This is a genomic window from Parasphingopyxis algicola (genome assembly GCF_013378075.1).
GTDB classification, from domain to species: Bacteria; Pseudomonadota; Alphaproteobacteria; order Sphingomonadales; family Sphingomonadaceae; genus Parasphingopyxis; species Parasphingopyxis algicola.
In genome coordinates this window covers 1,061,856-1,084,545 of the sequence record NZ_CP051131.1, presented here as the reverse complement: position 1 = coordinate 1,084,545, position 22,690 = coordinate 1,061,856, and the positions used below count along the sequence as shown (strand labels likewise).

Genomic DNA, 22,690 nt, shown 5'->3' with positions numbered 1-22,690 from the left:
TAATGACCCAATATGTGTACCGGTTCGGCGGCGGCGTGTCCGATGGCGGGCAGGGGGACAAGAACCTGCTCGGCGGCAAGGGCGCGAACCTGGCCGAGATGGCCTCGATCGGCCTGCCGGTGCCGCCGGGCTTCACGATCTCGACAGAGATGTGCACGCGCTATTATGACGAAGGCGAGGTGTTTCCGGACGAATTGCGGGAACAGGTCGCCACCGGCATCGCCCATGTCGAAGAGGTAACCGGCAAGCGCTTCGGCGATGCCGGCGACCCGCTGCTCGTATCGGTCCGTTCGGGCGCGCGCGTGTCGATGCCGGGCATGATGGATACCGTGCTCAATCTCGGTCTCAACGACGAGACGGTGCAGGGGCTGGCGGAGACGTCCGGCGATCCGCGGTTCGCCTGGGACAGCTATCGCCGCTTCATCCAGATGTATGCCGATGTCGTGCTCGGCCTCGATCATGGCGCGTTCGAGGAAGCACTCGAAATCGCCAAGGAAGACAAGGGGATATATCTCGATACCGAGATGGAGGCTGAAGACTGGGAGAAGCTGGTCGGCGCCTATATGCGGATCGCCGAGGAGGAACTCGGCCATCCCTTTCCGCAGGATCCGCAAGACCAGCTCTGGGGCGCGGTCGGCGCCGTGTTCGGTTCCTGGCAGGCCGAGCGCGCCAAGGTCTATCGCCGGATCAACGATATCCCGGGCGACTGGGGCACGGCGGTCAATGTGCAGGCGATGGTGTTCGGCAATATGGGCGAGACCAGCGCGACCGGCGTCGCCTTCACCCGCGATCCCTCGACCGGCGAGCGCGCCTATTATGGCGAATGGCTGATCAATGCGCAGGGCGAGGATGTCGTCGCCGGGATCCGCACGCCGCAATATCTGACGAAAGCCGCGCGCGATCGGGCCAATGCCAAGCCCGCCTCGATGGAAGAGGCGATGCCGGAGACGTTCGGGGAACTGACGAAAGTCTTCGATATGCTCGAAAATCATTATCGCGACATGCAGGATATCGAGTTCACCGTGGAGCGCGGCACACTCTGGATGCTGCAGACGCGATCGGGCAAGCGCACGGCCAAGGCCGCGCTCAAGATCGCGGTCGATATGGCGGGCGAGGGGCTGATTACCGAAGAGGAAGCGGTGCTGCGCGTCGATCCGGGCGCGCTCGACCAGCTGCTCCATCCGACGCTCGATCCCGAAGCCGAACGCGATGTGATCGCGCGCGGGCTTCCCGCATCGCCGGGGGCGGCCTCCGGCATCGTGGTGTTCGATGCCGATGCCGCCGAGCGCCACGCGGCGATGGGCGAGGATGTGATCCTCGTCCGTGTCGAGACCAGCCCGGAAGATATTCACGGGATGCACGCGGCTAAAGGCATTTTGACGGCGCGCGGCGGGATGACGTCGCACGCCGCCGTGGTCGCGCGCGGCATGGGCCGACCCTGTGTTTCGGGCACCGGCAGCATCGCGATCGACGCCAAGGCCAAACAGTTCACCGCCATGGGGCGGGAGTTTGCCGAGGGCGACACGATCACCATCGACGGCGCGACCGGCGAGGTGATGGCGGGCGAGGTCGAGACCGTGCAGCCCGAACTCGCCGGCGATTTCGCGCAGCTCATGGAATGGGCGGACAAGACGCGGCGGATGCGCGTGCGCACCAATGCCGAAACGCCCGCCGATTGCCGGATGGCGCGCGCGTTCGGCGCCGAAGGCATCGGCCTCTGCCGCACCGAGCATATGTTCTTCGACGCGCGGCGGATCACCGCGATGCGCCAGATGATCCTCGCGACCGACGAGGCGGGGCGGCGCGAAGCGCTGGCCAAGCTGCTGCCCGAGCAGCGCGGCGACTTTGCCGAGATTTTCACGATCATGGCGGGCCTGCCGGTCACGATCCGGCTGCTCGATCCTCCCTTGCACGAATTCCTCCCGCATGGCGAAGAGGAGCTGCAGGAAGTGGCCGATGCGCTCGATGTTTCGATCGATACGCTGCGGCGGCGGGTCAATGAGCTGCACGAGTTCAACCCGATGCTCGGCCATCGCGGCTGCCGGCTCGGCGTCACCTATCCCGAAATTTACGAGATGCAGGCGCAGGCGATCTTCGAAGCGGCGCTCGAAGTTGCGGCCGAAAGTGATGAAGCGCCGATCCCCGAAGTCATGGTGCCGCTGGTCGCGACGCGGCGCGAGCTCGAATTGATGAAGGCGGTGATCGACCGCACCGCCGAAGCGGTGTTCGAGGACAAGGGCGCGCGGGTCGACTATCTGGTCGGCACGATGATCGAGCTGCCGCGCGCCGCCCTGCGCGCCGGCGAGATCGCCGAATGCGGCGAATTTTTCAGCTTCGGCACCAACGATCTGACGCAAACGGCGCTCGGCGTCTCGCGCGACGATGCCGGGCGGTTCCTCGGCGCCTATGTCGATCAGGGCGTCTATCCGCGCGATCCGTTCGTCAGTCTCGATATCGAAGGCGTCGGCGAGCTGATCGCGCTGGCCGCCGAGCGGGGCAGGGCGACCAAACCGGACATCAAGCTTGGCATTTGCGGCGAGCATGGCGGCGATCCCGCCTCGATCGCGTTCTGCGAGAAAGTGGTGCTCGATTATGTCAGCGCCTCGCCCTATCGCGTGCCGATCGCGCGGCTCGCGGCGGCGCAGGCGGCGTTGCGGAAAGCTTCATGAGACTGGCGCTGAGGATCGTCTTCGCGCTGGTCCTTGGCATTGCGATCGGGCTGGGCGCGACATGGCTCTCGCTGCGCGCCGGCATCTCGGCCTTCGAAGAGCGTAGCGGCCCCTGGATCACCTCGCGCGATTTCGGCTCGGCCGAGGCCGGCGCCCGCGCCCGAGCGATCGTCGCCGTGCGCGGACTGATGGCCCTGCCGGCGCGTGAAGCGATCTATTTCAACGCCGCTACCGACAGCGAGGGCAGGGCGCTCGACGGCGGGTGCCGCTATCGGATCGCCGGGCCGCCGCTTTCGGCCCGCTGGTGGAGCGTGACGGCCTATGGCACCGACTCCCATCTCATCCCCAATGCGCGCCACGCCTATTCGTCGGGCGACGACGGCGCCGAAGCGGTGCTGGCGTTGACGGGCCCGGAGCCCGGACTCGGAGAAATCGCGACGCGCGCTGGCGAACCTTTCGAACTGACTCTGCGCGCCTATGGCCCGGGTCCGGATCTTCTCGACGGCGAACTGCCGGAAATCGAGCGATTGTCATGCTGAGGCCGATTGGTTGGATCGTGTTCGTCGCTGCCGTGGCGATGCTCGCCTACTGGACGGCGACCGCCCTTATTCCGGGCACGATGATGCATCTTGCAATGGGTCGGCTGGAGCAGAATGCCGGTGTCAACACTATGGGACATGCACCGCTCAGCACGGCGGAACGTCGGATCATTGTGCGGCCGAGCCCGGATCTCGCTTATTCGACGTGCCTGTTCGATCTGGCGGAAGGGCCCGTGGAGATTACCGTCGCGCCGATCGGTGCGCCCTATTGGTCGCTGTCGGTTTACGACGAACGGACGAATGCCGTGTTCGTCCGCAACGATCGCGACGCGAATGGCGGTCCGCTCCGGATCGCGCTGGCCCGCGCGGGGCAGGCGGTGCCGGATGGACTGGAAACGGTTCGCCTGTCGTCCGATCGCGGTTTGGCGCTTGTGCGGATATTGGTGCCGGAGCGCGACGCGTTCGCCGCGATCGATACGGACCGCCGGTCGGCCGGCTGCGCGCCGCTGGGGCGGCGCGAAAGCCAATAGGGACCGATAGCGAGGCGGAGCCGGGAGAGAGGCGCCCGGCTCCGTCTGACTACATGACGAGATTGTCGGAGATCGAGCAGGCCGCCGGGCCGAGGATCACGACGAACAGCGTCGGCAGGATGAAGAGAATCAGCGGCACGGTCATGATCGCCGGCAGGCGGGCGGCCTTTTCCTCGGCGCGCATCATCCGCTCGTTGCGGAATTCGGCCGACAGGACGCGCAGCGCGCTGGCGAGCGGCGTACCGTATTTCTCGGTCTGGATCATCGTCGTGACAACGCCGCGCACCGCGTCGAGATCGACGCGATAGGCGAGGTTCTCGAAGGCCTGGCGGCGTTCGGTCAGGAAGCCCAGCTCGATCGCGGTGAGCGCGAATTCGTCGCCGAGCTCGGGATAGGCTTGGCCCAGTTCGCGCGCCACCCGGGTGAAGGCGGCGTCGACGGTCAGGCCGGCCTCGGCGCAGATGACCAGCAGGTCGAGTGCATCGGGCAGGCCCTTGCGGATCTCGGCGGAGCGTTTGGAGACCTTGTTGGAGACGTAGAGATCGGGCGCCTTGTAGCTGAGCAGCAGCGTACCGCCGACGATCATGAACTTCTTGAAAGGCGTATAGTCCGCCAGATAGCCGAAACCGTACACCGCGATCGCGAGCCCGCCGCCGATCACGATCGGCAGCACGAGCCGGCCGAAAATGACCGCGACGGCCAGATCCTTCGAGCGGATACCGGCTTGGGCGAGGCGTTGCTGCGCCTTTTCGAGCTGTTCGTCCTGCAGCGTGTTGAGCGATTTGAGGAACGAACGCATCCGGTCCGTCGTCTCGTTCTTCTGGGTCAGCGACTTGCGCTGGCGCCGGGCCGAGGCGGTGATACCGGCTTTCAGCTGTTCGCGCCGGTCGTTGAGCGCCTTGACGCGCTTGGCCATCGGGTCGCGCACCGTCGTCGCCGCATACAGGGCGATGAGCATCGCGAAGGTCGCCACCGCCGCGAGCAACGTCGCGACGAGGAACACATCGACCCCGAGGATGGTAGGTCCGGCAGCTTCGGTCATGATCTCTCTCGCTCCCGCCCGCTAAATCTCGAAACTGACCATCTTGGCCATGATGAAGACGCCGATGCCCATCCAGACGAGGCCGCCTAGCCCTGCGATTATCAGGCGCTCGTCGACGAAGAAGGAGCCCATATAATCGGGATTGATCATCATGATCAGGCCGAAGACAATGAAGGGCAGCGAACCGACGATATAGGCCGATGCCTTGGATTCGGCCGACATCGCCTTGATCTTGAGCTTCATCTGGCTGCGCTGGCGCAGAACGTTGGCGAGGTTCGACAGCGTCTCGGCGAGGTTACCGCCGGTCTCGCGCTGAATCGCAAGCGTGATGCAGAAAAAGTTGAATTCCGGCGTACCGAGGCGTTTCGCCGTGGTCTCGAGCGCCTCGTCCATCGTCTTGCCGATCTTCATCTTGTCGACAACGGCCGCGAATTCCGTGCCGACCGGGTCGGGCACCTCGCTTGCGACCACCGACAGCGTTTCGGAGATCGGCAGACCGGACCGCAAGCCGCGCACGAGCAGCTCTATCGCATCGGGAAACTTCGCGTTGAACTTGTTCACGCGGCGCTTGATCAGAAACCCGACCACCATGTGTGGCAGGGCAAGGCCGGCGAAGGTACCGAGCAGCAATCCCAAAAGCAGGGGAAGACCCTGGAGATAGAGCAGCACGCCAACGACGATCGCGATCGTCAGAATGCCCATCATATACTGGCCGAGGGTCCAGCTCGTGCCGGTCTGCGAAAGCCGGGTCCGGAGCATCTCGGGGCGCGGAATGAAGCGCCCGGCGAAGCTGTCCATCCTGGTATCGCCCTTGGCCAGAATGCGGTTCATCTGCGCTTCGGCCGATATCGGGCTTGCGGCCGGCGCGTGACGCTGGCGCACGGCATTGAGCCGCTTTGCCTGCACTTTCTGCACGTTCGGCCCGGCAAAGGCGAAGTACAGCAGCAACAGAAATCCGAGCATCCCGGCGGAGAAGATGATCATGGGAAGGATAGACATAAACCTGCTTTCCAATCGCTACTGCCAGTCGCTACCGGCGGTGCTGCCTTTGCAGCAGCGCCGCCTCGCGGTCAGGCGCTCTCCGCCGCTTCCTTGCTCGGCTTCTTCGAAATCAGCGACTTGATGCCGCCAAGCTTGTCCATCAGCGAACCGCCGGCTTCTTCCGAAGCGTCCTGTCCTTCGCCGTCGAGGCTCGACACGCGGTCGGCGAGCTGCCGGATCAGCGATCCGGTCTTGCCGGAACCGGCCGCCTCGGCCAGCGTTTTACCGAGCTTGGCGGCCTGCACCGCGGTTTTCTGATCGAACGGGATGACCATATCGATCTTGCGTTCGACCGACGCCTCGAAATCCTTTTTCGAAATTTCGATCGTGCCGCCGGACGGAACGCGGTTCGCGACCAGAATGACCTTGGCCTGCGGCGCGTTCGACTTGAACCAGGAGAGCAAGCGGATCGTGTCGCGGGTCGCGGCGAGGGTCAGCTCGGTGACGATGACCGCGCGGTTCACGTCGTTGAGCAGATGCGGATACTGGATCAGCGTCTGGCGCGGAATGTCGATCATCGACAGTTCGAACGCGTTCCGCAGCTCTTCCTCGAGCTGGTAGTAGGCGCTGCCGTCGGTCAGCATCGGCTGGTTGATCGGCGCTTCGGCGGACAGGACGGCAAGCTTCTCGTTCGCCTTGACCATCGCGCGTTCGATGAACAGCCCGTCGATCCGGCTCGGATTCTCGATCGCATCGATCAAGCCGCGGCCCGGTTCGAGATCGAGCGCGAGCGCATCCGTCCCGAAATGGATGTCGAGGTCCAGAAGCGCGGTCAGCCGACCCTGTTCCTCGCTGGTGACCCAGGCGATGGAGCTCGCCAGGGTCGAGGCGCCGACGCCGCCGCGTGTGCCGATAAAGGCCGTCATGACGTGCGGGCGATCCTGTTCGTCCCCGTCGGCATTGCGCGGCCCGGCGAGGATCATCTGCGCCTGGGTCAGCGTGTCGCGCAGCTGATCGGGATTGAACGGCTTGAGGAGATAATCCTGGATGCCGCTCGACAGCAGATCGCGATAGAGCCGCACATCGTTGACCTGGCCGGCCGCGATCACGATCGTTCCCGGCTCGCAGACTTCGGCGAGGCCGTTGATATCGTTGAGCGGGTCGCTGCTTTCGGACAGGTCGACGAACAGGATGTTCGGACTGGCCGAAACCGACAGCGACTGAACGGCGTTCTGAAGGCCGCCCTTGTTGACCTTTTCCTGCGCCCAACCGAGCTCGGTGACGATGGGTTTCAGCATTTCCGCTGTTTCGTCGTCGCAGACAAAAGCCTGGAACGGATCCCGAAGGCCCGTCGAACCGGAGTTAAAAGGTGCGTTCATCAGTTGCCTCCCGACGTGGATTCGCCTTGCAGGCCATTGGCCCCGGTGGGTTCGGATTGGCGATAGCTATCGATCGCCCGCGAGGTCGTCCGCGGATCGCCTGCGCCGTCGCCGTTCTGGCCGCGGATCAAATCTTCGGGATTGGCGACCATCGCGGCGAGATTGCCGTTGGTCGAACAACCGTAATTGGAACCTGTCGAACCGGCATAGTTGAAGAGCGAATCGCGGTCCCAATTGGGGCAGTTCGGCACTTCGGCCTGCATGCGGCTGACGACGATGCGCATCTGGCCGGGAGCGACCTGGCCCGCGGTCACGGGCGCCCGATCGGCGAGCAACAGGCCATGCCGGCCGGCGATCTCGGCGACCGCATCGCGACGGCCCGCCGCGCCATAAGGACTGGGATCGTCGACCGAAACCCGGTCGCCATAGCCGAGTTCCAGCGCCTCGAACCAGTCGGCGAGCCGCGCCTGTTCGCTGTAGGACAGCGTGTCGGAGCTGGCATTGATGTCGAACACATAGTCCGTCCGGCTGACCACCGGCTGGTTGATCGGCGTGAGCCCCTGATTGACGGGCCCGCCCGCACAGGCGGACAGCGTACCGGCAACGGCGAGAAGGGCGGAAGTGGCAAGAATGCGCATGATGGTCTTCTCCAAGAAACGCTGAACCTATTCGTTGAACGAAAAGCCGGGTGCGGCGCCGCTTTGCGAAGCGGCCTGCGCGGCTTGCTGGGTCTGCGGCGCAGCCGGCGATGACGGGACCCGATTGGCGGCTCCGGTATCCATGCCCGGCTGAACCGTAGTGGGCGGCGCCATGGTCGGGCCCGGACGCGTCGCGCCGGTCTCGCCGCCGAACGTCCGGCCGAGGAACACGCGTTCCAGATCGGACGGCGAGCGATAGCCGTCGGTCGGCAGGGCGATCTGGTTGGCCGAAACCGGCTGTACCAGATAGGGCGTAACGACGATCACGAGCTCGGTCTCCGCCCGGCGCCAGCGATTGGACCGGAAAAGCGTCCCGAGGATCGGAACGTCGCCGAGACCCGGGGTCCGGTCGACCGTGCTGTTATGGCTGTTCTGCAACAGGCCGGCGATCATGAAGCTCTGGCCGGAGCCGAGTTCGACGGTCGTTTCCGCCCGCCGGGTGGTCAATGCGGGAACGGTGAAGCCGTTAAGCGTGATCGCGCCATTGTCGGAAAGTTCGGATACTTCCGGACGAACGCGCATCGAGATGCGGCCATTGTCGAGCACGACCGGCGTAAAGGCCAAGCTGACGCCGAACTGTTTATATTCGATCGAGACCGAACCCAGACCCTGGGACAGCGGGATCGGGAACTCGCCGCCGGCGAGGAAGCTGGCGGTTTCGCCCGAGAGCGCGGTGAGATTCGGCTCTGCGAGCGTTGTCACCAGGCCTTCCGTTTCGGCCAGATCCAGCGTTCCGAGAATGTCGAGTCCGAACAAACGCCCGGCGGCGCCGAGGGTCGTCCCGCCATCTGCCGGAAAGTTGAATACGTTTTCCGTGACCGGGGACGTAATGAACTGTCCGGTCGCCGGATTGAACGGCAGATTCACCGAACCTGCCGGCAGGCCGTAAAGCGCGCTGGCATCGACCTGTGGGAAACCCGAAAGATCGGCATTGCCGATCGTGCCCGGATTGCCGCGACCAATACCGAACTGGAAACCGCCCGTCGTATCGCGCGTCAGCAGGTTGGCGCCGATATCGCGGACGACCGAACGGCTGACTTCGGCGATACGGACCTGGAGGTTGACCTGCAGCGGCGTCGCCGTGCGCAGACGGCTGACGACCTGCGTCTCTTCACCGACGAATGCCTGTACGAGCGACTGGGCTTCCTGCACGTCGCTCGGCGACGCCACGGTACCGGTAAGCAGCACGAGGCCGTTCATCGGGGTGACCGCGATTGCCGCCTCGGGCATTGCAAGATCCAGCATCGAGGAGACGCTGTTGAGGTTGGTTCCGACGCGCACGGTGGCCGAATAAACCACATTGCCCGCCGCATCGGTTGCATAGACTGTCGTCTCGCCGGCGGCCTTGCCGAATACGTACAGCGCTCGCGAAGAGCGAACCTGGACGTCGGCGATGGCGTCATCGGCGACGAACAAATCCGTCATCGAACGCGGCAGGTTGACCAGCTCGCCACGGCCCACCGAGAGCGTGAGGGTGTTGACCGGCGCAGCACGGGCGACCGACTGGGCGTGCGCCGGGTCGGAAACCGGGGCGCCGAGGCTTGCGACCAGCGCGGTCGCTGCAACCGCAGCCATCGCGCCGAAGCGGGTTGTGCGTGTAAAAGTCATCTTAGTTACCCCCAACAGGTACATGCGTGACGACGTTGCCACGGGCGACGCGGACCGACGGTCCGGACGACTGGCCGCCCGGAATCGAATTACCGTTGGCCGCGGAGAGCATGGCTGCTGCCATCTGGGCGGCCGTTCCGCCCGGGCCGTTATTGTTGCGACCCTGGGCCGGTACGGTGCGGCGCTGGAAGCGCGAGACGTCTCCACCGGTCACATAGGTCGTGTCGGTGTCGATCGGCCGCTGGGCCACTTCGAGCAGCATGCGGCGTTCGGCTTCGGGGTCGTTCCCGTCCGGAATTTCGACTTCGCCGGCGGCGATCGCACGTTCCAGTTCCGCCGTATTGTCGGCGATCGAACGGAGCGAAAGCGAGAGCTGGCCGATCGTCTGCGAAACGGCGATCTTTTCCGCGATCCGCGGCGTCGCTTCGACGGTTACCGTGCCCGAGACTATGACTTCGACTTCGCCTTCTTCATTGGGCTCGTTCGTGGTCCGCTGATCGGTTGCGAGGACTCGGAGATTGCGAATGATGGTTTCCGACGCGTGAAGCGGGGGGCCATCGCCGCCGCCCTCGACTTCCTGGGTCAGGACAAGGTCGACCCGGTCGCCAGGGAAGACGAAGCCGGCGACACCGGCCTGGACGGATACCGGCACCGTGACGGCGCGCATGCCCGGGCCGAGCGCTGCGGCGAGAAATCCGCGATCGCCGGGACGCACGAGCGAACCCTGGGTGATCGGCTGACCGGCCGTCACATCGTTGCGAACCACCGTACCGAGCAGATCCTCGATATTCGATTCGTCGCGGATGAAATAGCTGCCCTCGACCAGCTCCTCCGGCCAGGGTTGATAGCGGAAGCTGTCCGCATTGATGATTGTGCCGACAGGCAGGGCGCGCGTTGCGACGAGCACCATGGGTCCTTGCGGCTCGGCTTGCGCAGCAACTGCGACCGGCGCGCTGCCGCCCACAAACATGCTCCGCGCCATAAAGGCGGTGACAGCCGCTACGAGCAGCGCACCTACGAGCAAAATGACTTTACGTGCATCCATGACGGTCTTTGCCTCCTGTCAGGCTTTCTTGGCCAATCAGATCGTTACGGCCCCAGTGGTTAAAATCCCGTTCATCACCACCCAGAGACCGCCGATGGCGATCGCGATCCCGTAGGGAATCTCGGGTTTCCCGGTTTTTCCGGACCGGCGATGGTGAATCAGCATGGCGAGCGTGAGCACGCCGCCGGCGATCGCCATGACGATCAGCATTACGGGCAGCTGCATTGGCGTCATCCACAGCGCGAGCGCGCCGATCATCTTGACGTCGCCGCCGCCCATCGCCCCGATCGCGAAGGCGAATGTGAACATCAGGAAGAGCGCGAGTGCCAGCCCCACGATGATCGCGATTTCCGGCCAGAGGGTGAATCCCGCCGCCCACCAGTAGAGCGGCGCCATCAGCGCGATCGCCGCGTTGAGCTTGTTCGGAATGTCGCGGCGTAGCCAGTCGCCATACGCCGCGAACAGCAGCGCGGGCGCCAGAATAGCCACGGAAAAAAATGGTGCTGCCCCTGTCATGAGGGATGGCCCTAAGGCTTACTGCTTTCTAAACCGTAACCAGCAACTATGAAAAAAAACCAAGAAAGCCCGACAATCGATCGCCGCGCATATCCCGCCGGGATGGTTTTGGACCGCTGGCACGCCTGTGATGGCTGGGATCATCGGCGCTGGACATGGCCGGCGCCGGCCGATCGCCCGGTTCGCGGCAGCATGGTTTTCCAGACGGGCCGCGGCGACATTTTCGAAAAATATCTCGAAACCCTGGCGGAATGGCATCGCGCGGACTGGAATCTGACGGGCTTCGACTGGCGCGGCCAGTCGGGCTCCGGCCGCTTCCTGAACGATCCGACGGTCGGCCATGTTGTGAGTTTCGATCCCTGGATCGCCGATCTCGACGAATTCGTCACCGCCTGGCGCGCCGAATTGCCGGGGCCCCATGTACTGGCGTCGCATTCGATGGGCGGCCATCTGGCGATGCGCTATCTGGTGGATCGTCGCCCCGGCCTCGATGGCGCGATTTTCAGCGCTCCGATGCTCAAGGTCGTCAGCAAACCCCTGCCCGAAAAGGTCGCGGCCTTTATCGCGCGACAGTTCGCGCGTTTCGGTTTCGCCGACCAGCATGCCTGGCAGGAGAATGAGCGTCCTTCGATCCCCGGCAGCTCGCGGCAAAAGCTGCTCACGCACGATTTCGAACGCTATTCGGACGAAGCGTGGTGGATCAGCCAGAAGCCGGAACTCAAGATCGGCCCGCCCAGCTGGCAATGGCTGGTTGCCGCCTATGCCTCCTCGGCTGCCATGTTCGCCGCCGGCACGTTCGAACAGGTGACGACGCCGATCCTCATCCTCGCGGCGAAGAAGGACAGGCTCGTCGATTCCCGCGCGATCCGCCAGGCCGCGCGACGATTGCCGGACGCCCGCCTGTTCATGCACGACTATGCCGCGCATGAGGTCTTGCGCGAGCGGGACGACATGCGCGACGAATTCTTGGCGGAGATCGCCGAATTCCTGGAAAAGCGCGTACCGCGAACCGCATGACCTACGATTTCGTGATCGTCGGCGCCGGCATGGCCGGGGCCAGTCTTGCCGCCGAACTGGCGCCTGCCGGGTCGTTGCTGGTCCTGGAAGCGGAAGACATGCCCGGCTATCATGCCACCGGCCGTTCGGCGGCGTTCTGGTCGGAAACCTATGGCGGTCCCTTCGTTCAGCCGCTGACCAGCGCATCCCAAGCGTTTCTCGCGACGCCGCCGTCGTCCTTCTCAGAACGCGGCTTTCTCGACCGGCGCGGGGCGCTGCATATCGCGGAGCCGTCCGGCTATGGGGAATTGAGCAGGTTCGAAAGCGATTTCGCCGCGAGCGATGTCGGGCTCGAACCGGTGACGGGCCCGGCGCTCGCCGATCATTGCCCCGGGCTCCGGGACCGGTGGGACCGGGCGATCTGGGAGCCGAGCTGCGCGGATATCGATGTCGGGGGATTGCACCATGCCTATTTGCGTGCCGCGCGCCGGTCGGGCGCCGAACTGCGCTGTTCGGCGTCCGTGACGGCGATCGAGCGCCGAGGCGGCAATTGGCATGTTTCGGCCGGCGGCGAACGGATCGAGACGCGCATCCTCGTCAACGCGGCAGGGGCCTGGGCGGACGATATCGCGCGTCTGGCCGGCCTGCCGGGGATCGGCGTCGCGCCCTATCAGCGGACGGTCGTCCAGCTGCGGACCGATCCGGCGCCGCCCGCCGGCCTGCCGCTCGTCATCGATGCCGAAGGGCGTTTCTATTTCAAAGGCGAGGGCGGCGGCCGCATCTGGCTGAGCCCGCATGACGAGACGCCTGCCGAAGCCGGTGACGTGGCGCCCGAGGAGATCGACGTAGCGATTGCCATCGACCGGTTCGAAAGCGCCGTCGACTGGCGGGTCCTGGCGGTCGAACGCAAATGGGCCGGGCTGCGCAGCTTCTCGCCGGACCGGCTTCCGGTCTACGGCTTCGATCCCGCGGCGCCGGGTTTCTTCTGGTGTGCCGGGCAGGGGGGATTCGGGATCCAGACCGCGCCGGCGGGCGCGCAGCTGTGCCGGGCGCTGGTGGTCGGAGAAGCGCCGCCCGCTTCGCTCGGTGGCGTCGATGCCGGTCTCTACGCGCCGTCCCGCTTCGCCTGATCGCGAAAGTTACAGTTTCGGGACGGTTGGCCTTTGCCTTTGGTCCGCGTTCGCCTATCCCTCGCTGACCGATACACATGTGGGAGGGCCCGATGGCGCACAAGTTCGAAATCTGGAAAGACAAGAAGGGCGAGTTCCGGGTTCGCTTCAAATATAATTCCGAAGTGATGTTCTCGACCGAGGGCTATTCGAGCAAGTCGAGCGCCAAGAATGCCATCAAGTCGATCCAGACCAAAGGCCCCAACGCCCCCATCGAAGATAATAGCTGAGAGACGTTTTCGTCAGACTCAACCTAGCGGTTGAGTCCCGGTGCGGCGACGTTGCGCCGGCAACGTTCTGACAATCAATGTCTTACGCTGATCGCCTCCGCCGCATCGCTGGCGAGGCGGTCGGCGCGTTCATTGTCCGGATGCCCGTTATGACCACGGACCCATGCCCATTCGATATCGTGCGGCTCGGTGGCGGCGAGCAGCTCCTGCCAGAGTTCGGCATTCTTGACCGGTTTTTTCGCGGCGGTGCGCCAGTTGTTGCGCAGCCAGCCATGGATCCATTTGGTGATCCCGTCCTTCACGTAATTGCTGTCGGTCGTCAGCTTCACGCGGCTCGGCCGCTTGAGCGCCTGGAGCGCGCGGATCGCCGCCATCAGCTCCATGCGGTTGTTCGTCGTTTCGGCCTCGGCACCCGATAGTTCTTTTTCATGCGCGTTATAGCGGATGATCGCGCCCCAGCCGCCGGGACCGGGATTGCCCTTGCAGGCGCCGTCGGTGAAAATCTCGACCAGGCTCATGGTGCGAACAACCTGTCGTCCGCCGCGCGATAGAATTCCAGCCGGCGGAGAAAGGCGAGGGGATCCTTGCGCGTGACCAGCGCGTCGGGGGGCGTATTGAGCCAGTCCCAGGCGCGGGTCAGCAGGAAGCGCAAGGCCGCGCCGCGCGCGAGCGCAGGCATTGCGGCCCGCTCGTCATCGCCGAGCGGCTGATGGTCGGTATAGCCTGCGATCAGCGCGCGGGAGCGATCCGCATCGAAACCCGTGCCGTCGTCATCGAAGCACCAGGCCGCATGGGTCACCGCCAAGTCATAGGCCCGGATATCGGTGCAGGCGAAATAGAAATCGATGATACCGGTCACCGCGTCGTCGAGCATCAGCACATTGTCGGGAAAGAGATCGGCATGGATCGCGGAGCGCGGTAGTCCGTCCGGCCAGTGCGCGTCGAGAAACGCCAGTTCTTCGCGCACGGCATCCTGCAAACCGGGCGCGATCCCGTTCAGGGCATCGCCGCACCTATCGGCCAGCTCGTGCCAGCCGGGAAGCGACAGTCTGTTGGGCCGTTCATCCGCGAAGTCCGCCAGTGCATGGTGCAGGTCGCCGAGCGCCGCGCCCGTTGCACGGGCCTGGCTGGCATTCGGTTCGCCGGGCGACACGCCGGGGAGAAAGGCGATCAGGCAGGCGGGCCGGCCTTCGACCGTCTGGATCTGCCGGCCCGCGCGATCGGCGATTGCCGGCGGCACCGGTTGGCCGCGACCGGCCAGATGATCCAGCAGTTTGAAGAAGAAGGGCAGGTCCGCCGCGTCGACCCGTTTCTCGTACAGGGTCAGGATAAACCGGCTTTCGCTGGTCTCGATCAGATAGTTGCTGTTTTCGACGCCCTCGGCGATGCCCTTGGCGGACACCAGCGTACCGACATCGTAATTCTCGAGCAGCTGCGCGATCCGCTCGGCGGAAACATGAGTATAGACCGCCATGCGGGATTAGGCGGCTTCGAGGCCGCGGGGCAGTTTGAACAGCATCTTTTCGCGCGTCGTTTCCACTTCGCGTTCGGTGATATCGAAGCGTTCGGCCAGCCAGTCGACGACCTCGCGGACCAGTATCTCGGGCGCCGAAGCACCGGCGGTGATGCCGAGCGTCGCGACGCCGTCGAGCCATTCGAAATCGATTTCGGTAGCGCGCTGGATGAGCCGCGCGCTAGTGCCCTCACGCTCCGCGACTTCGACGAGGCGCAGCGAGTTGGAACTGTTCGGCGCGCCGATGACGAGCATCGCATCGCAGCTCGCCGCGATCGCCTTGACGGCATCCTGCCGGTTCGAGGTCGCGTAACAGATATCCTCGCTGCGCGGCGCGTTGATGTTCGGAAAACGGCGGCGCAGCACGTCGATGATCTCGATCGTGTCGTCGACCGACAGCGTCGTCTGGGTCAGGAAACCGAGATTGTCGGCATCGGGGATCTCGACGCTTTCCGCATCCTGGGCCGTTTCGACCAGGGTCATCGCGCCCGGCGGAACCTGGCCGAAGGTGCCGACGACTTCCGGATGATCGCGATGACCGATGAACACGATGTGCTGGCCTTTTTCGACGAGCCGTTCGGCCTGGCGATGGACCTTGGATACCAGCGGGCACGTCGCATCGACATATTCGAGACCGCGTTCCTCCGCTTTTGCTGGCACCGCCTTGGGTACGCCGTGTGCGGAAAAGACCACCGGGACGCCGTCCGGCACGTCTTCGAGCGTTTCGACGAAGATCGCGCCCTGTTCCTTCAGCGCGTCGACGACATAGCGGTTATGGACGATCTCGTGCCGCACATAGACCGGTGCGCCGTATTTCTCGATCGCCAGCTCGACGATGCGGATCGCGCGATCGACACCGGCGCAAAATCCGCGCGGCGCGGCGATTAGCAGGGTCAAAGCGGTTTTGCTGTCGTTCATGCGACTGGCCTTACGCGATTGCTTGCAGCGACGGAACCCGCTTCCTATGAGGGAGCGGCGTTTTGGGCATCGATTGCCGATGCCAGTATACAGAGTAGGGATTTGTTTGTGCGGAAATATGGAAATATCGCTCTCGTCGCCGCTATCGGGCTCGTGCTGGTTTCGTGCGGACGCCGCGATGTCATCAGCACGGGCGAATCGGGGATCGGCCTGCTCGTAAACCGTACGGCATGCCCGGCGGTCGCCACGCCGGTGCACACCAACGAGATCACGCTGTTCAATCCCCGTTCCAGCCGCGAGGCGAGTGCGATCGACGCCACCGCCGTAATCACCAATATCCGCGCCAATTGCGCCGACGAAGCCGATAACGTCCAGACCATCGCGAGCTTCGAGGTCCAGGCGCGGCGCACCGATCCGCGCGGCGAACGGCAGATCGTTCTTCCCTATTTCGCGACCGTCCTGCGCGGCAACGGCCAGATCGTCTCCAAGGAGATCGGCCGGGTGGGCCTGACCTTTGCCGACGGCCAGTATCGCGCGAGCACCAACGGCCAGGCGACGGCCCGGATTTCGCGGGCGGCGCTGACCTTGCCGCCCGATATCGAGGAACGGCTGACCCGCCGCCGCCGCCCGGGCGATGCCGATGCGGCGCTCGATCCGATGGCGGATCCCACGGTCCGGACGGCGGTCAATAATGTCACCTATGAGCTGCTGATCGGGTTCCAGCTCGAGGCGGACCAGCTCGAATACAACGCCACGCGCTGACGGCGATGGAGCCGCTGACCGTCGAGGCTGTCCTTACCGGTCGGGCTGAACCGCTCCGCGGCGACGAACTCAGCGCCATCGCGAAGACCGAAGAGACCGGCCCGGTCGAGATCGGCATGCTCGGCCTGATCGGCGACGAGCAGGCGGATTTGCGGGTGCATGGCGGACCGGACAAGGCGATTCATCACTATCCGCGTGATCATTACGCCTTTTGGGAATCGCAGAGCTTCATGCATCCGAAGCTCGAACGTCCCGGCGCCTTCGGCGAGAATATCTCCACTTCGGGGCTGGTCGAGACCGAGGCCTGTATCGGCGATCGCTACCGTCTGGGCACGGCTCTCGTCGAAATCAGCCAGGGACGGCAGCCCTGCTGGAAACAGGGCCATGTGATGGACTGGCCCGAACTTGTCGCGCTGATGGTCAAGCACCGGCGGACCGGCTGGTACTACCGCGTGATCGAGCCGGGCAGGGTGGCGGCGGGCGACCGATTGACGCTCGTCGAACGCCCGCATGCCGGCTGGCCGGTCGAACGGGTATTCGGATTGCTGGTCGGCGGCGACGGCAAGTCCGACAGGCCCGCGGTCGCCGAACTCGCGGAGTTGCCGGTATTGGCGAATGAATGGCGCGCCAAGGCCGCAAAACTCGCCGCGCGCTGATCCGCCGCGTCCGTCACCGGATTGGCCGACATCGCCGTTGACTCTGCGTCCGGCGCGGGCCAAGCGATGGTTATGCCGCTGCCGGGCAACCGGCAGATGGCCGCGCGGGAGAGAGTGCGCCAGCCGCACCGCCGAAGGAGCAACCGCCCCGGAATCTCTCAGGCCGAAGGACCGCGCAGCCAATCGGTGCTCTGGAAAGTGGATATGGCCCGTCCATGTCCCGCCGAAGGGGTAAGCCGTGTACTTCGGTACATGGTGAAAGCTCTCAGGCTTCCGTGACAGAGGGGGCAGGCCGGGTGGAAATCCGGCCGGTTCTGGTCATGGAGTGAGAATGGGCGACGACGCGAAACTTCCCCTCGACAATTGGCACCGGGCCCAGGGCGCGCGGATGGTCGGCTTTGCCGGCTATGCGATGCCGATCCAGTATGAAGGCATCATGGCCGAGCATCTGTGGACGCGGGAGTCCGCGGGCCTGTTCGATGTCAGCCATATGGGGCAGCTCATCGTCAGCGGCCGGGAGGCGGCGAAGGCGCTCGAAACCGTTCTGCCCGGCGAGATCCGGAAGCTCGGCGCCGAGCGGATGCGCTATTCGCTGCTGCTCGCGCCCGATGGCGGGATCGTCGACGATCTGATGGTGACGCGGCTGGCCGATGCCGGCCCGGAAAGCTTCGGGCTGGCGGAGGGCGAGGCGCCGGACGCGGACGGCGAATATTTCTACCTCGTCGTCAACGGCGCGACCAAGCATGGCGATATCGCCTATCTGCGCGAGACGCTGCCCGACGACATCCATATCCGGCATCTCGAAGGCCGGGCGCTGCTCGCCCTCCAGGGGCCGAAGGCCGGCACGGCGCTGGCCAGGCTCGTGCCCGATACGGCGTCGCTCTATTTCATGCAGGCCGGCGGCTTCATCTGGTCGCGCGATGCGGGTGATGTCGGTCTGTGGATCAGCCGCTCGGGCTATACTGGCGAGGACGGGTTCGAGATATCGGTTGCCGCCGGGCATGCCGAAGCGCTGGCCGAGGCGCTGGCGGGGCAGGCGGAGGTGAAACCCGTCGGTCTCGGCGCGCGCGATTCGCTCCGGCTCGAGGCGGGATTGCCGCTCTACGGCCATGATATCGATACGGAAACGACGCCGGTGGAGGCCGATCTCGGTTTCGCGCTTTCGAAGCGCCGCCGCGAGGCGGCCGACTTTCCGGGCGCGGCGAGGATTCTGGCGCAACGCGAAAATGGCGCGGACCGCAAGCGCGTCGGCCTGACGATAGAGGGCCGCCAGCCGGTGCGCGAAGGCGCGACCGTGGTCAATGGCGACGACAACGCCGCGGGCAAGGTCACGAGCGGCGGTTTCTCGCCGAGCCTGCAACAGCCGATCGCCATGGCCTATGTGCCCGCGGGCGATACTGCGCCCGGCACCGTAATCACGCTCGAACAGCGCGGAAAACCCTTTACCGGGACGGTAACCCCCATGCCGTTCGTTCCGCACCGATATCACCGTCAACCGAAGCAATAGGGAAAACAGCGATGGCCCGTTATTTTACCGAAGACCATGAATGGATCGATGTCGATGGCGATCATGCGACGATCGGGATCACCGATTATGCGCAGGAACAGCTCGGCGATATCGTGTTCGTCGAAGTACCGGAAAGCGGCACGATGCTGGAGCAGGGCGGCGAGGCGGCGGTCGTCGAATCGGTCAAGGCCGCGAGCGATGTCTATGCGCCGGTGTCCGGCGAAGTGACCGAGGGCAATGACGCGCTCGCCGACGATCCGGCGCTGGTCAACGGTTCGCCCGAGGAAGAGGGCTGGTTCTTCCGCATGACCTTGGCCGATGCCGGCCAGCTCGAAGGCCTGATGGATGCCAAGGCCTACAAGGCGTTCGTCGATAGTTTGTAATTGCAGCGGCTCGATCATGAGCCGCGACGGAGAAATATGATGCGCTATCTACCGCTGGAAACCGCCGATCGGCAGGCGATGCTTTCGAAAATCGGCGCGCCCGATATCGATGCGCTGTTCGGCGATGTACCCGAAGAGGCCCGGCTCGACGGGCCGATCCGCGACCTGCCGAACCATGCGTCGGAAATGGCGGTCGACGCCGCGTTCCGGCAGATGGCGCGCAAGAACAGCGCGGCTGCCGACATGCCGTTCTTTCTCGGCTGCGGCGCCTATCGGCACCATGTTCCGGCAAGCGTCGATCACCTGATCCAGCGCGGCGAGTTCCTGACGGCCTATACGCCGTACCAGCCCGAAATCGCGCAGGGCACGCTGCAGATGCTGTTCGAGTTCCAGACCCAGGTCGCGCGGCTGTTCGGTACCGATGTCGCCAACGCCTCGATGTATGACGGTTCGACGGCCTGTTGGGAGGCGATCGTCATGGCGCGGCGGATCACGAAGCGAGGCAGGGCGATCCTCTCGTCCGGGCTGCACCCGCACTATGTGTCCGTCGCGAAGACGATGGCGCGCTTCACCAAGGATGAAATCGTCCATTCCGCGCCGGAACTGGCGGCGAGCGGCGACAGCGCGGATTTGCTCGACCGGATCGACGACGAAACGAGCTGCGTCGTCGTGCAATATCCCGATATCCTCGGCCGGATCGGCGATATGAGCGAACTGGCGGCCAAGGCGCATGCGCACAAGGCGCTGCTGATCGCGGTCGTGACCGAGCCGGTGGCGCTCGGTGCGCTGGTTCCACCAGGTGAGATGGGGGCGGATATCGTGGTGGGGGAAGGCCAGTCGATCGGCGTCGGTCTGAATTTCGGCGGGCCTTATGTCGGCCTGTTCGGGTGCAGCCAGAAATATGTCCGCCAGATGCCCGGGCGGCTGTGCGGCGAAACGCAGGATGTCGAAGGCAAGCGCGGCTATGTGCTGACGCTGTCGACCCGCGAACAACATATCCGCCGCGAAAAGGCGACTTCGAATATATGCACGAATTCAGGGCTTTGCGCGCTGGCTTTCTCAATCCATATGACCTTGCTCGGCGAGCGGGGATTGCGCGAGCTCGCGACGCTGAACCACGCCAAGGCCGCGCGCGCGGCCGACCGGCTAGCGCGGATTCCCGGTGTCGACATCGTCAATGAGAGTTTCTTCAACGAGTTCACCCTGCGCCTCCCGCAACGGGCCCGCCGGATCGTTCGCAAGCTCGCCGACGACCGGATATTGGCCGGCGTGTCGCTCAACCGCCTGTATCCCGACGAGGCGGCGCTCGCCAACGGGTTGGTCGTCGCGGTGACCGAGACGACCAGCGATGCGGATGTCGAGGCGCTGGCTCGTGGGCTGGAAGCGGTCCTGGAGTCCGCGCGCGAAGGGGAACCGGCATGAGCATGAACAATCAGGGCCGCCCGACCCGTCCGCTCGAGGCAGAGGGGGCCGCCGATACGTTCACCGGCAACCGCGCGCTGATGCTCGAGGAACCGCTGATCTTCGAGATCGGCGCCGCCGACCGGACCGGTGTCGATCTGGATGCGGCGCCCGAAGCCGAAACCCGTCTGGGCGGCCTTGAACGCAACCGCCCGATCGGCCTTGCCGGCCTGTCCGAACCCGAGACCGTGCGGCATTATACGCGCCTGTCGCGGATGAACTATGCCATCGATCTCGGCCTCTTTCCGCTCGGTTCCTGCACGATGAAACACAATCCGCGGCTCAACGAGCGCGTCGCGCGGATGAAGGGCTTTGCCGATATCCACCCGCTCCAGCCGATCGATTCGGTGCAGGGCGCGCTCGAAGTCATTCATGAGCTCGGCGAATGGCTGTGCAAGCTGACCGGCATGCCGGCCGTCGCGATGAGCCCCAAGGCCGGCGCCCATGGCGAACTGTGCGGCATCCTCGCGATCCGCTCGGCGCTCGAGGCGCGGGGCGACGCCCGCGAAGTCATTCTCGTGCCCGAAAGCGCACACGGGACCAACCCGGCGACCGCCGCATTCGCCGGCTATCGGGTGGAAGACATCCCCGCAACGCCCGAAGGCCGGGTCGATCTCGCCGCGCTCGAGGAACGGCTCGGGCCGGACGTCGCCGGCGTGATGATCACCAATCCCAATACCTGCGGCCTGTTCGAACCGGATATGAAGCGGATTTCGGAGGCGGTGCATGCGGCCGGCGGGCTCGTCTATTGCGACGGCGCGAACTTCAACGCGATCGTCGGCCGCGTCCGGCCCGGCGATCTCGGCGTCGATGCGATGCACATCAATCTCCACAAGACCTTCTCGACGCCGCACGGCGGCGGCGGCCCCGGATCCGGACCGGTGGTTTTCTCCGAGGCGCTGGCGCCCTTCGCGCCCTTGCCCTTCGTCGAGAAGCAGGGCGACCATTATGTCCTGATCGAAGAGGAAACGGCCGAGGATCACCATGAATCGAGCTTCGGCCGGATGGTCGCCTTCCATGGCCAGATGGGCATGTTCACCCGCGCGCTCGCCTATATGATGAGCCATGGCGCGGACGGGCTTAAGCAGGTCGCCGAGGACGCCGTGCTCAACGCAAATTACGTGCTGCGCAACCTCGAAGACGTGCTCGACGCGCCGTTCGCGGCGAGCGGGCCGTGCATGCACGAGGCGCTGTTCTCGGACAAAGGGTTCGCGGACGGTTTTTCGACGCTCGATCTGGCGAAAGCGCTGATCGACGAGGGCTATCATCCGATGACTATGTATTTCCCGCTCGTCGTCCATGGCGCGATGCTCGTCGAGCCGACCGAGACCGAGAGCAAGGCGGCGCTCGACGAGTTTATCGGCGCGCTGCGTTCGGTCGTCGAGCGGGCGAAGGCCGGCGATGAAAGCCTCCACGCCGCGCCGTTCCATGCGCCGCGTCGGCGGCTCGACGAGACCGGAGCGGCGCGCAAGCCGGTGCTGGTCTGGACGGAGCCGGAAACCGCGGAGGCGGCCGAATAGTCAGATCCAGCGGCGGACCTGTCGGCAATAGCCGTCATACGCCTCACCGAAAGTGGCCCGCAGATAGCTTTCTTCCTTCGCGATGACGGTCCGGTCGATCAGGATCACGGCGACCGGCAGCAGCACGAGCACGCCGATGCTCGGCCACCACAAGCCGAAGCCCAGCTGGACGGCGGCCATGCCCAGATACATCGGGTTGCGGGTCAGACGGTAGGGGCCGGACGCGATCATCGTTTCGCTCGGCGTCCAGGGTTCGGGATTTTCGCCGGCCTTGCGGAAAAGGCCGATGGCGACGGCGATCAGCACGAGGCCGGCGATTGCAAGAACGAGCCCCGCCCAGCCGAGCGCCGGCGGGACGGAGAGCGGCGGCAGGGCGAACAGCCGGTCGGCGGCAAGGCCCAGCAGCATGAAACCGATAAAGACGAGCGGCGGCGGAAAGCGCACATGCGGCCGCGCCTCGTCGGGATTGCCTTGCGTCATCGTCCCCGTCTCCCCCTTGCGGTGTCCCTTGGAACATCCGCTGTCTATCGCTATGCGGGCCCGATGCCCATAGCCGGCCCCCGACGCG

General features: G+C 65.0%; 23 protein-coding genes and 1 riboswitch. Of the genes, 12 read left to right on the top strand and 11 right to left on the bottom strand.

Features of this window, described 5'->3' with window-relative positions:
- Window positions 1-2 precede the first annotated feature (2 nt).
- From ppdK to HFP57_RS05380, 3 genes are read left to right on the top strand one after another with little or no spacing between them, the layout of a single operon-like run.
- Window positions 3-2,669 carry a pyruvate, phosphate dikinase gene (ppdK, locus tag HFP57_RS05390; RefSeq protein ID WP_176868822.1) on the top strand — a complete coding sequence of 889 codons (2,667 nt, stop codon included), beginning with the start codon at window positions 3-5 and terminating at the stop codon, window positions 2,667-2,669.
- Window positions 2,666-3,208, top strand: a complete 543-nt coding sequence (locus HFP57_RS05385) for a DUF1214 domain-containing protein (protein WP_176868821.1) — start codon at window positions 2,666-2,668, stop codon at window positions 3,206-3,208. The genes ppdK and HFP57_RS05385 overlap by 4 nt, the downstream gene beginning before the upstream one ends.
- Complete coding sequence (locus tag HFP57_RS05380; protein WP_176868820.1) at window positions 3,202-3,738, top strand: DUF1254 domain-containing protein; 537 nt, start codon at window positions 3,202-3,204, stop codon at window positions 3,736-3,738. The genes HFP57_RS05385 and HFP57_RS05380 overlap by 7 nt, the downstream gene beginning before the upstream one ends.
- Window positions 3,739-3,787: 49 nt before the next feature.
- Here HFP57_RS05380 and HFP57_RS05375 read toward each other — a convergent pair whose 3' ends face one another.
- The 7 genes from HFP57_RS05375 to HFP57_RS05345 form a co-directional block, all read right to left on the bottom strand.
- On the bottom strand, window positions 3,788-4,780 hold the full coding sequence (locus tag HFP57_RS05375) for a type II secretion system F family protein (protein ID WP_176868819.1): 993 nt from the start codon (window positions 4,778-4,780) through the stop codon (window positions 3,788-3,790).
- Between the two features lie 21 nt (window positions 4,781-4,801).
- A complete protein-coding gene (locus HFP57_RS05370) occupies window positions 4,802-5,779 on the bottom strand; it encodes a type II secretion system F family protein (protein ID WP_176868818.1) in 978 nt (325 codons plus the stop codon).
- A 71-nt stretch (window positions 5,780-5,850) separates the two neighbouring features.
- Window positions 5,851-7,140 carry a pilus assembly protein CpaE gene (locus HFP57_RS05365; protein ID WP_176868817.1) on the bottom strand — a complete coding sequence of 430 codons (1,290 nt, stop codon included), beginning with the start codon at window positions 7,138-7,140 and terminating at the stop codon, window positions 5,851-5,853.
- A complete protein-coding gene (locus HFP57_RS05360) occupies window positions 7,140-7,778 on the bottom strand; it encodes a CpaD family pilus assembly protein (protein ID WP_176868816.1) in 639 nt (212 codons plus the stop codon). Before HFP57_RS05360 ends, HFP57_RS05365 begins: the two co-directional genes overlap by 1 nt.
- A 27-nt stretch (window positions 7,779-7,805) precedes the next feature.
- Window positions 7,806-9,446, bottom strand: a complete 1,641-nt coding sequence (locus HFP57_RS05355; RefSeq protein WP_246263409.1) for a type II and III secretion system protein family protein — start codon at window positions 9,444-9,446, stop codon at window positions 7,806-7,808.
- A gap of 1 nt (window position 9,447) precedes the next feature.
- Window positions 9,448-10,491 (bottom strand): Flp pilus assembly protein CpaB, encoded by a 1,044-nt coding sequence (gene cpaB / locus HFP57_RS05350; RefSeq protein ID WP_176868815.1) that lies wholly within the window; start codon window positions 10,489-10,491, stop codon window positions 9,448-9,450.
- Between the two features lie 36 nt (window positions 10,492-10,527).
- Window positions 10,528-10,980 (bottom strand): A24 family peptidase, encoded by a 453-nt coding sequence (locus HFP57_RS05345; protein ID WP_246263406.1) that lies wholly within the window; start codon window positions 10,978-10,980, stop codon window positions 10,528-10,530.
- Between the two features lie 75 nt (window positions 10,981-11,055).
- Here HFP57_RS05345 and HFP57_RS05340 point away from each other — a divergent pair, with 75 nt between their 5' ends.
- The 3 genes from HFP57_RS05340 (at window position 11,056) to HFP57_RS05330 (ending at window position 13,402) form a co-directional block, all read left to right on the top strand.
- Window positions 11,056-12,024 (top strand): alpha/beta fold hydrolase, encoded by a 969-nt coding sequence (locus HFP57_RS05340; protein ID WP_176868813.1) that lies wholly within the window; start codon window positions 11,056-11,058, stop codon window positions 12,022-12,024.
- Complete coding sequence (locus tag HFP57_RS05335; RefSeq protein WP_176868812.1) at window positions 12,021-13,133, top strand: NAD(P)/FAD-dependent oxidoreductase; 1,113 nt, start codon at window positions 12,021-12,023, stop codon at window positions 13,131-13,133. Before HFP57_RS05340 ends, HFP57_RS05335 begins: the two co-directional genes overlap by 4 nt.
- A 92-nt stretch (window positions 13,134-13,225) precedes the next feature.
- On the top strand, window positions 13,226-13,402 hold the full coding sequence (locus tag HFP57_RS05330) for a YegP family protein (RefSeq protein ID WP_176868811.1): 177 nt from the start codon (window positions 13,226-13,228) through the stop codon (window positions 13,400-13,402).
- 74 nt (window positions 13,403-13,476) lie between these two features.
- On the opposite strand, the gene rnhA is transcribed toward HFP57_RS05330, so the two are convergent.
- The 3 genes from rnhA to ispH are packed head-to-tail and all read right to left on the bottom strand — an operon-like array spanning window position 13,477 to window position 15,833.
- Window positions 13,477-13,920 (bottom strand): ribonuclease HI, encoded by a 444-nt coding sequence (rnhA, locus tag HFP57_RS05325; protein ID WP_176868810.1) that lies wholly within the window; start codon window positions 13,918-13,920, stop codon window positions 13,477-13,479.
- Window positions 13,917-14,876, bottom strand: a complete 960-nt coding sequence (thrB, locus tag HFP57_RS05320) for a homoserine kinase (protein WP_176868809.1) — start codon at window positions 14,874-14,876, stop codon at window positions 13,917-13,919. Before thrB ends, rnhA begins: the two co-directional genes overlap by 4 nt.
- A gap of 6 nt (window positions 14,877-14,882) precedes the next feature.
- Complete coding sequence (ispH, locus tag HFP57_RS05315; RefSeq protein ID WP_176868808.1) at window positions 14,883-15,833, bottom strand: 4-hydroxy-3-methylbut-2-enyl diphosphate reductase; 951 nt, start codon at window positions 15,831-15,833, stop codon at window positions 14,883-14,885.
- Between the two features lie 108 nt (window positions 15,834-15,941).
- Here ispH and HFP57_RS05310 point away from each other — a divergent pair, with 108 nt between their 5' ends.
- The 6 genes from HFP57_RS05310 (at window position 15,942) to gcvPB (ending at window position 22,122) form a co-directional block, all read left to right on the top strand.
- On the top strand, window positions 15,942-16,595 hold the full coding sequence (locus tag HFP57_RS05310; protein ID WP_176868807.1) for a hypothetical protein: 654 nt from the start codon (window positions 15,942-15,944) through the stop codon (window positions 16,593-16,595).
- 5 nt (window positions 16,596-16,600) lie between these two features.
- A complete protein-coding gene (locus tag HFP57_RS05305; protein ID WP_176868806.1) occupies window positions 16,601-17,251 on the top strand; it encodes an MOSC domain-containing protein in 651 nt (216 codons plus the stop codon).
- A 95-nt stretch (window positions 17,252-17,346) separates the two neighbouring features.
- Window positions 17,347-17,435, top strand: a riboswitch (glycine riboswitch).
- A 147-nt stretch (window positions 17,436-17,582) separates the two neighbouring features.
- Entirely contained in the window at window positions 17,583-18,758 is a 1,176-nt protein-coding gene (gene gcvT / locus HFP57_RS05300; RefSeq protein WP_176868805.1) for a glycine cleavage system aminomethyltransferase GcvT, read from the top strand.
- Between the two features lie 11 nt (window positions 18,759-18,769).
- Complete coding sequence (gene gcvH, locus HFP57_RS05295; RefSeq protein ID WP_176868804.1) at window positions 18,770-19,141, top strand: glycine cleavage system protein GcvH; 372 nt, start codon at window positions 18,770-18,772, stop codon at window positions 19,139-19,141.
- A gap of 39 nt (window positions 19,142-19,180) precedes the next feature.
- Complete coding sequence (gcvPA, locus tag HFP57_RS05290; protein ID WP_176871164.1) at window positions 19,181-20,563, top strand: aminomethyl-transferring glycine dehydrogenase subunit GcvPA; 1,383 nt, start codon at window positions 19,181-19,183, stop codon at window positions 20,561-20,563.
- Entirely contained in the window at window positions 20,560-22,122 is a 1,563-nt protein-coding gene (gene gcvPB / locus HFP57_RS05285; protein ID WP_176868803.1) for an aminomethyl-transferring glycine dehydrogenase subunit GcvPB, read from the top strand. The genes gcvPA and gcvPB overlap by 4 nt, the downstream gene beginning before the upstream one ends.
- On the opposite strand, the gene HFP57_RS05280 is transcribed toward gcvPB, so the two are convergent.
- The gene (locus HFP57_RS05280; RefSeq protein WP_176868802.1) at window positions 22,123-22,602 is read right to left on the bottom strand and encodes a methyltransferase family protein; all 480 of its coding nucleotides are present in this window, start codon (window positions 22,600-22,602) and stop codon (window positions 22,123-22,125) included.
- Window positions 22,603-22,690: the final 88 nt, after the last annotated feature.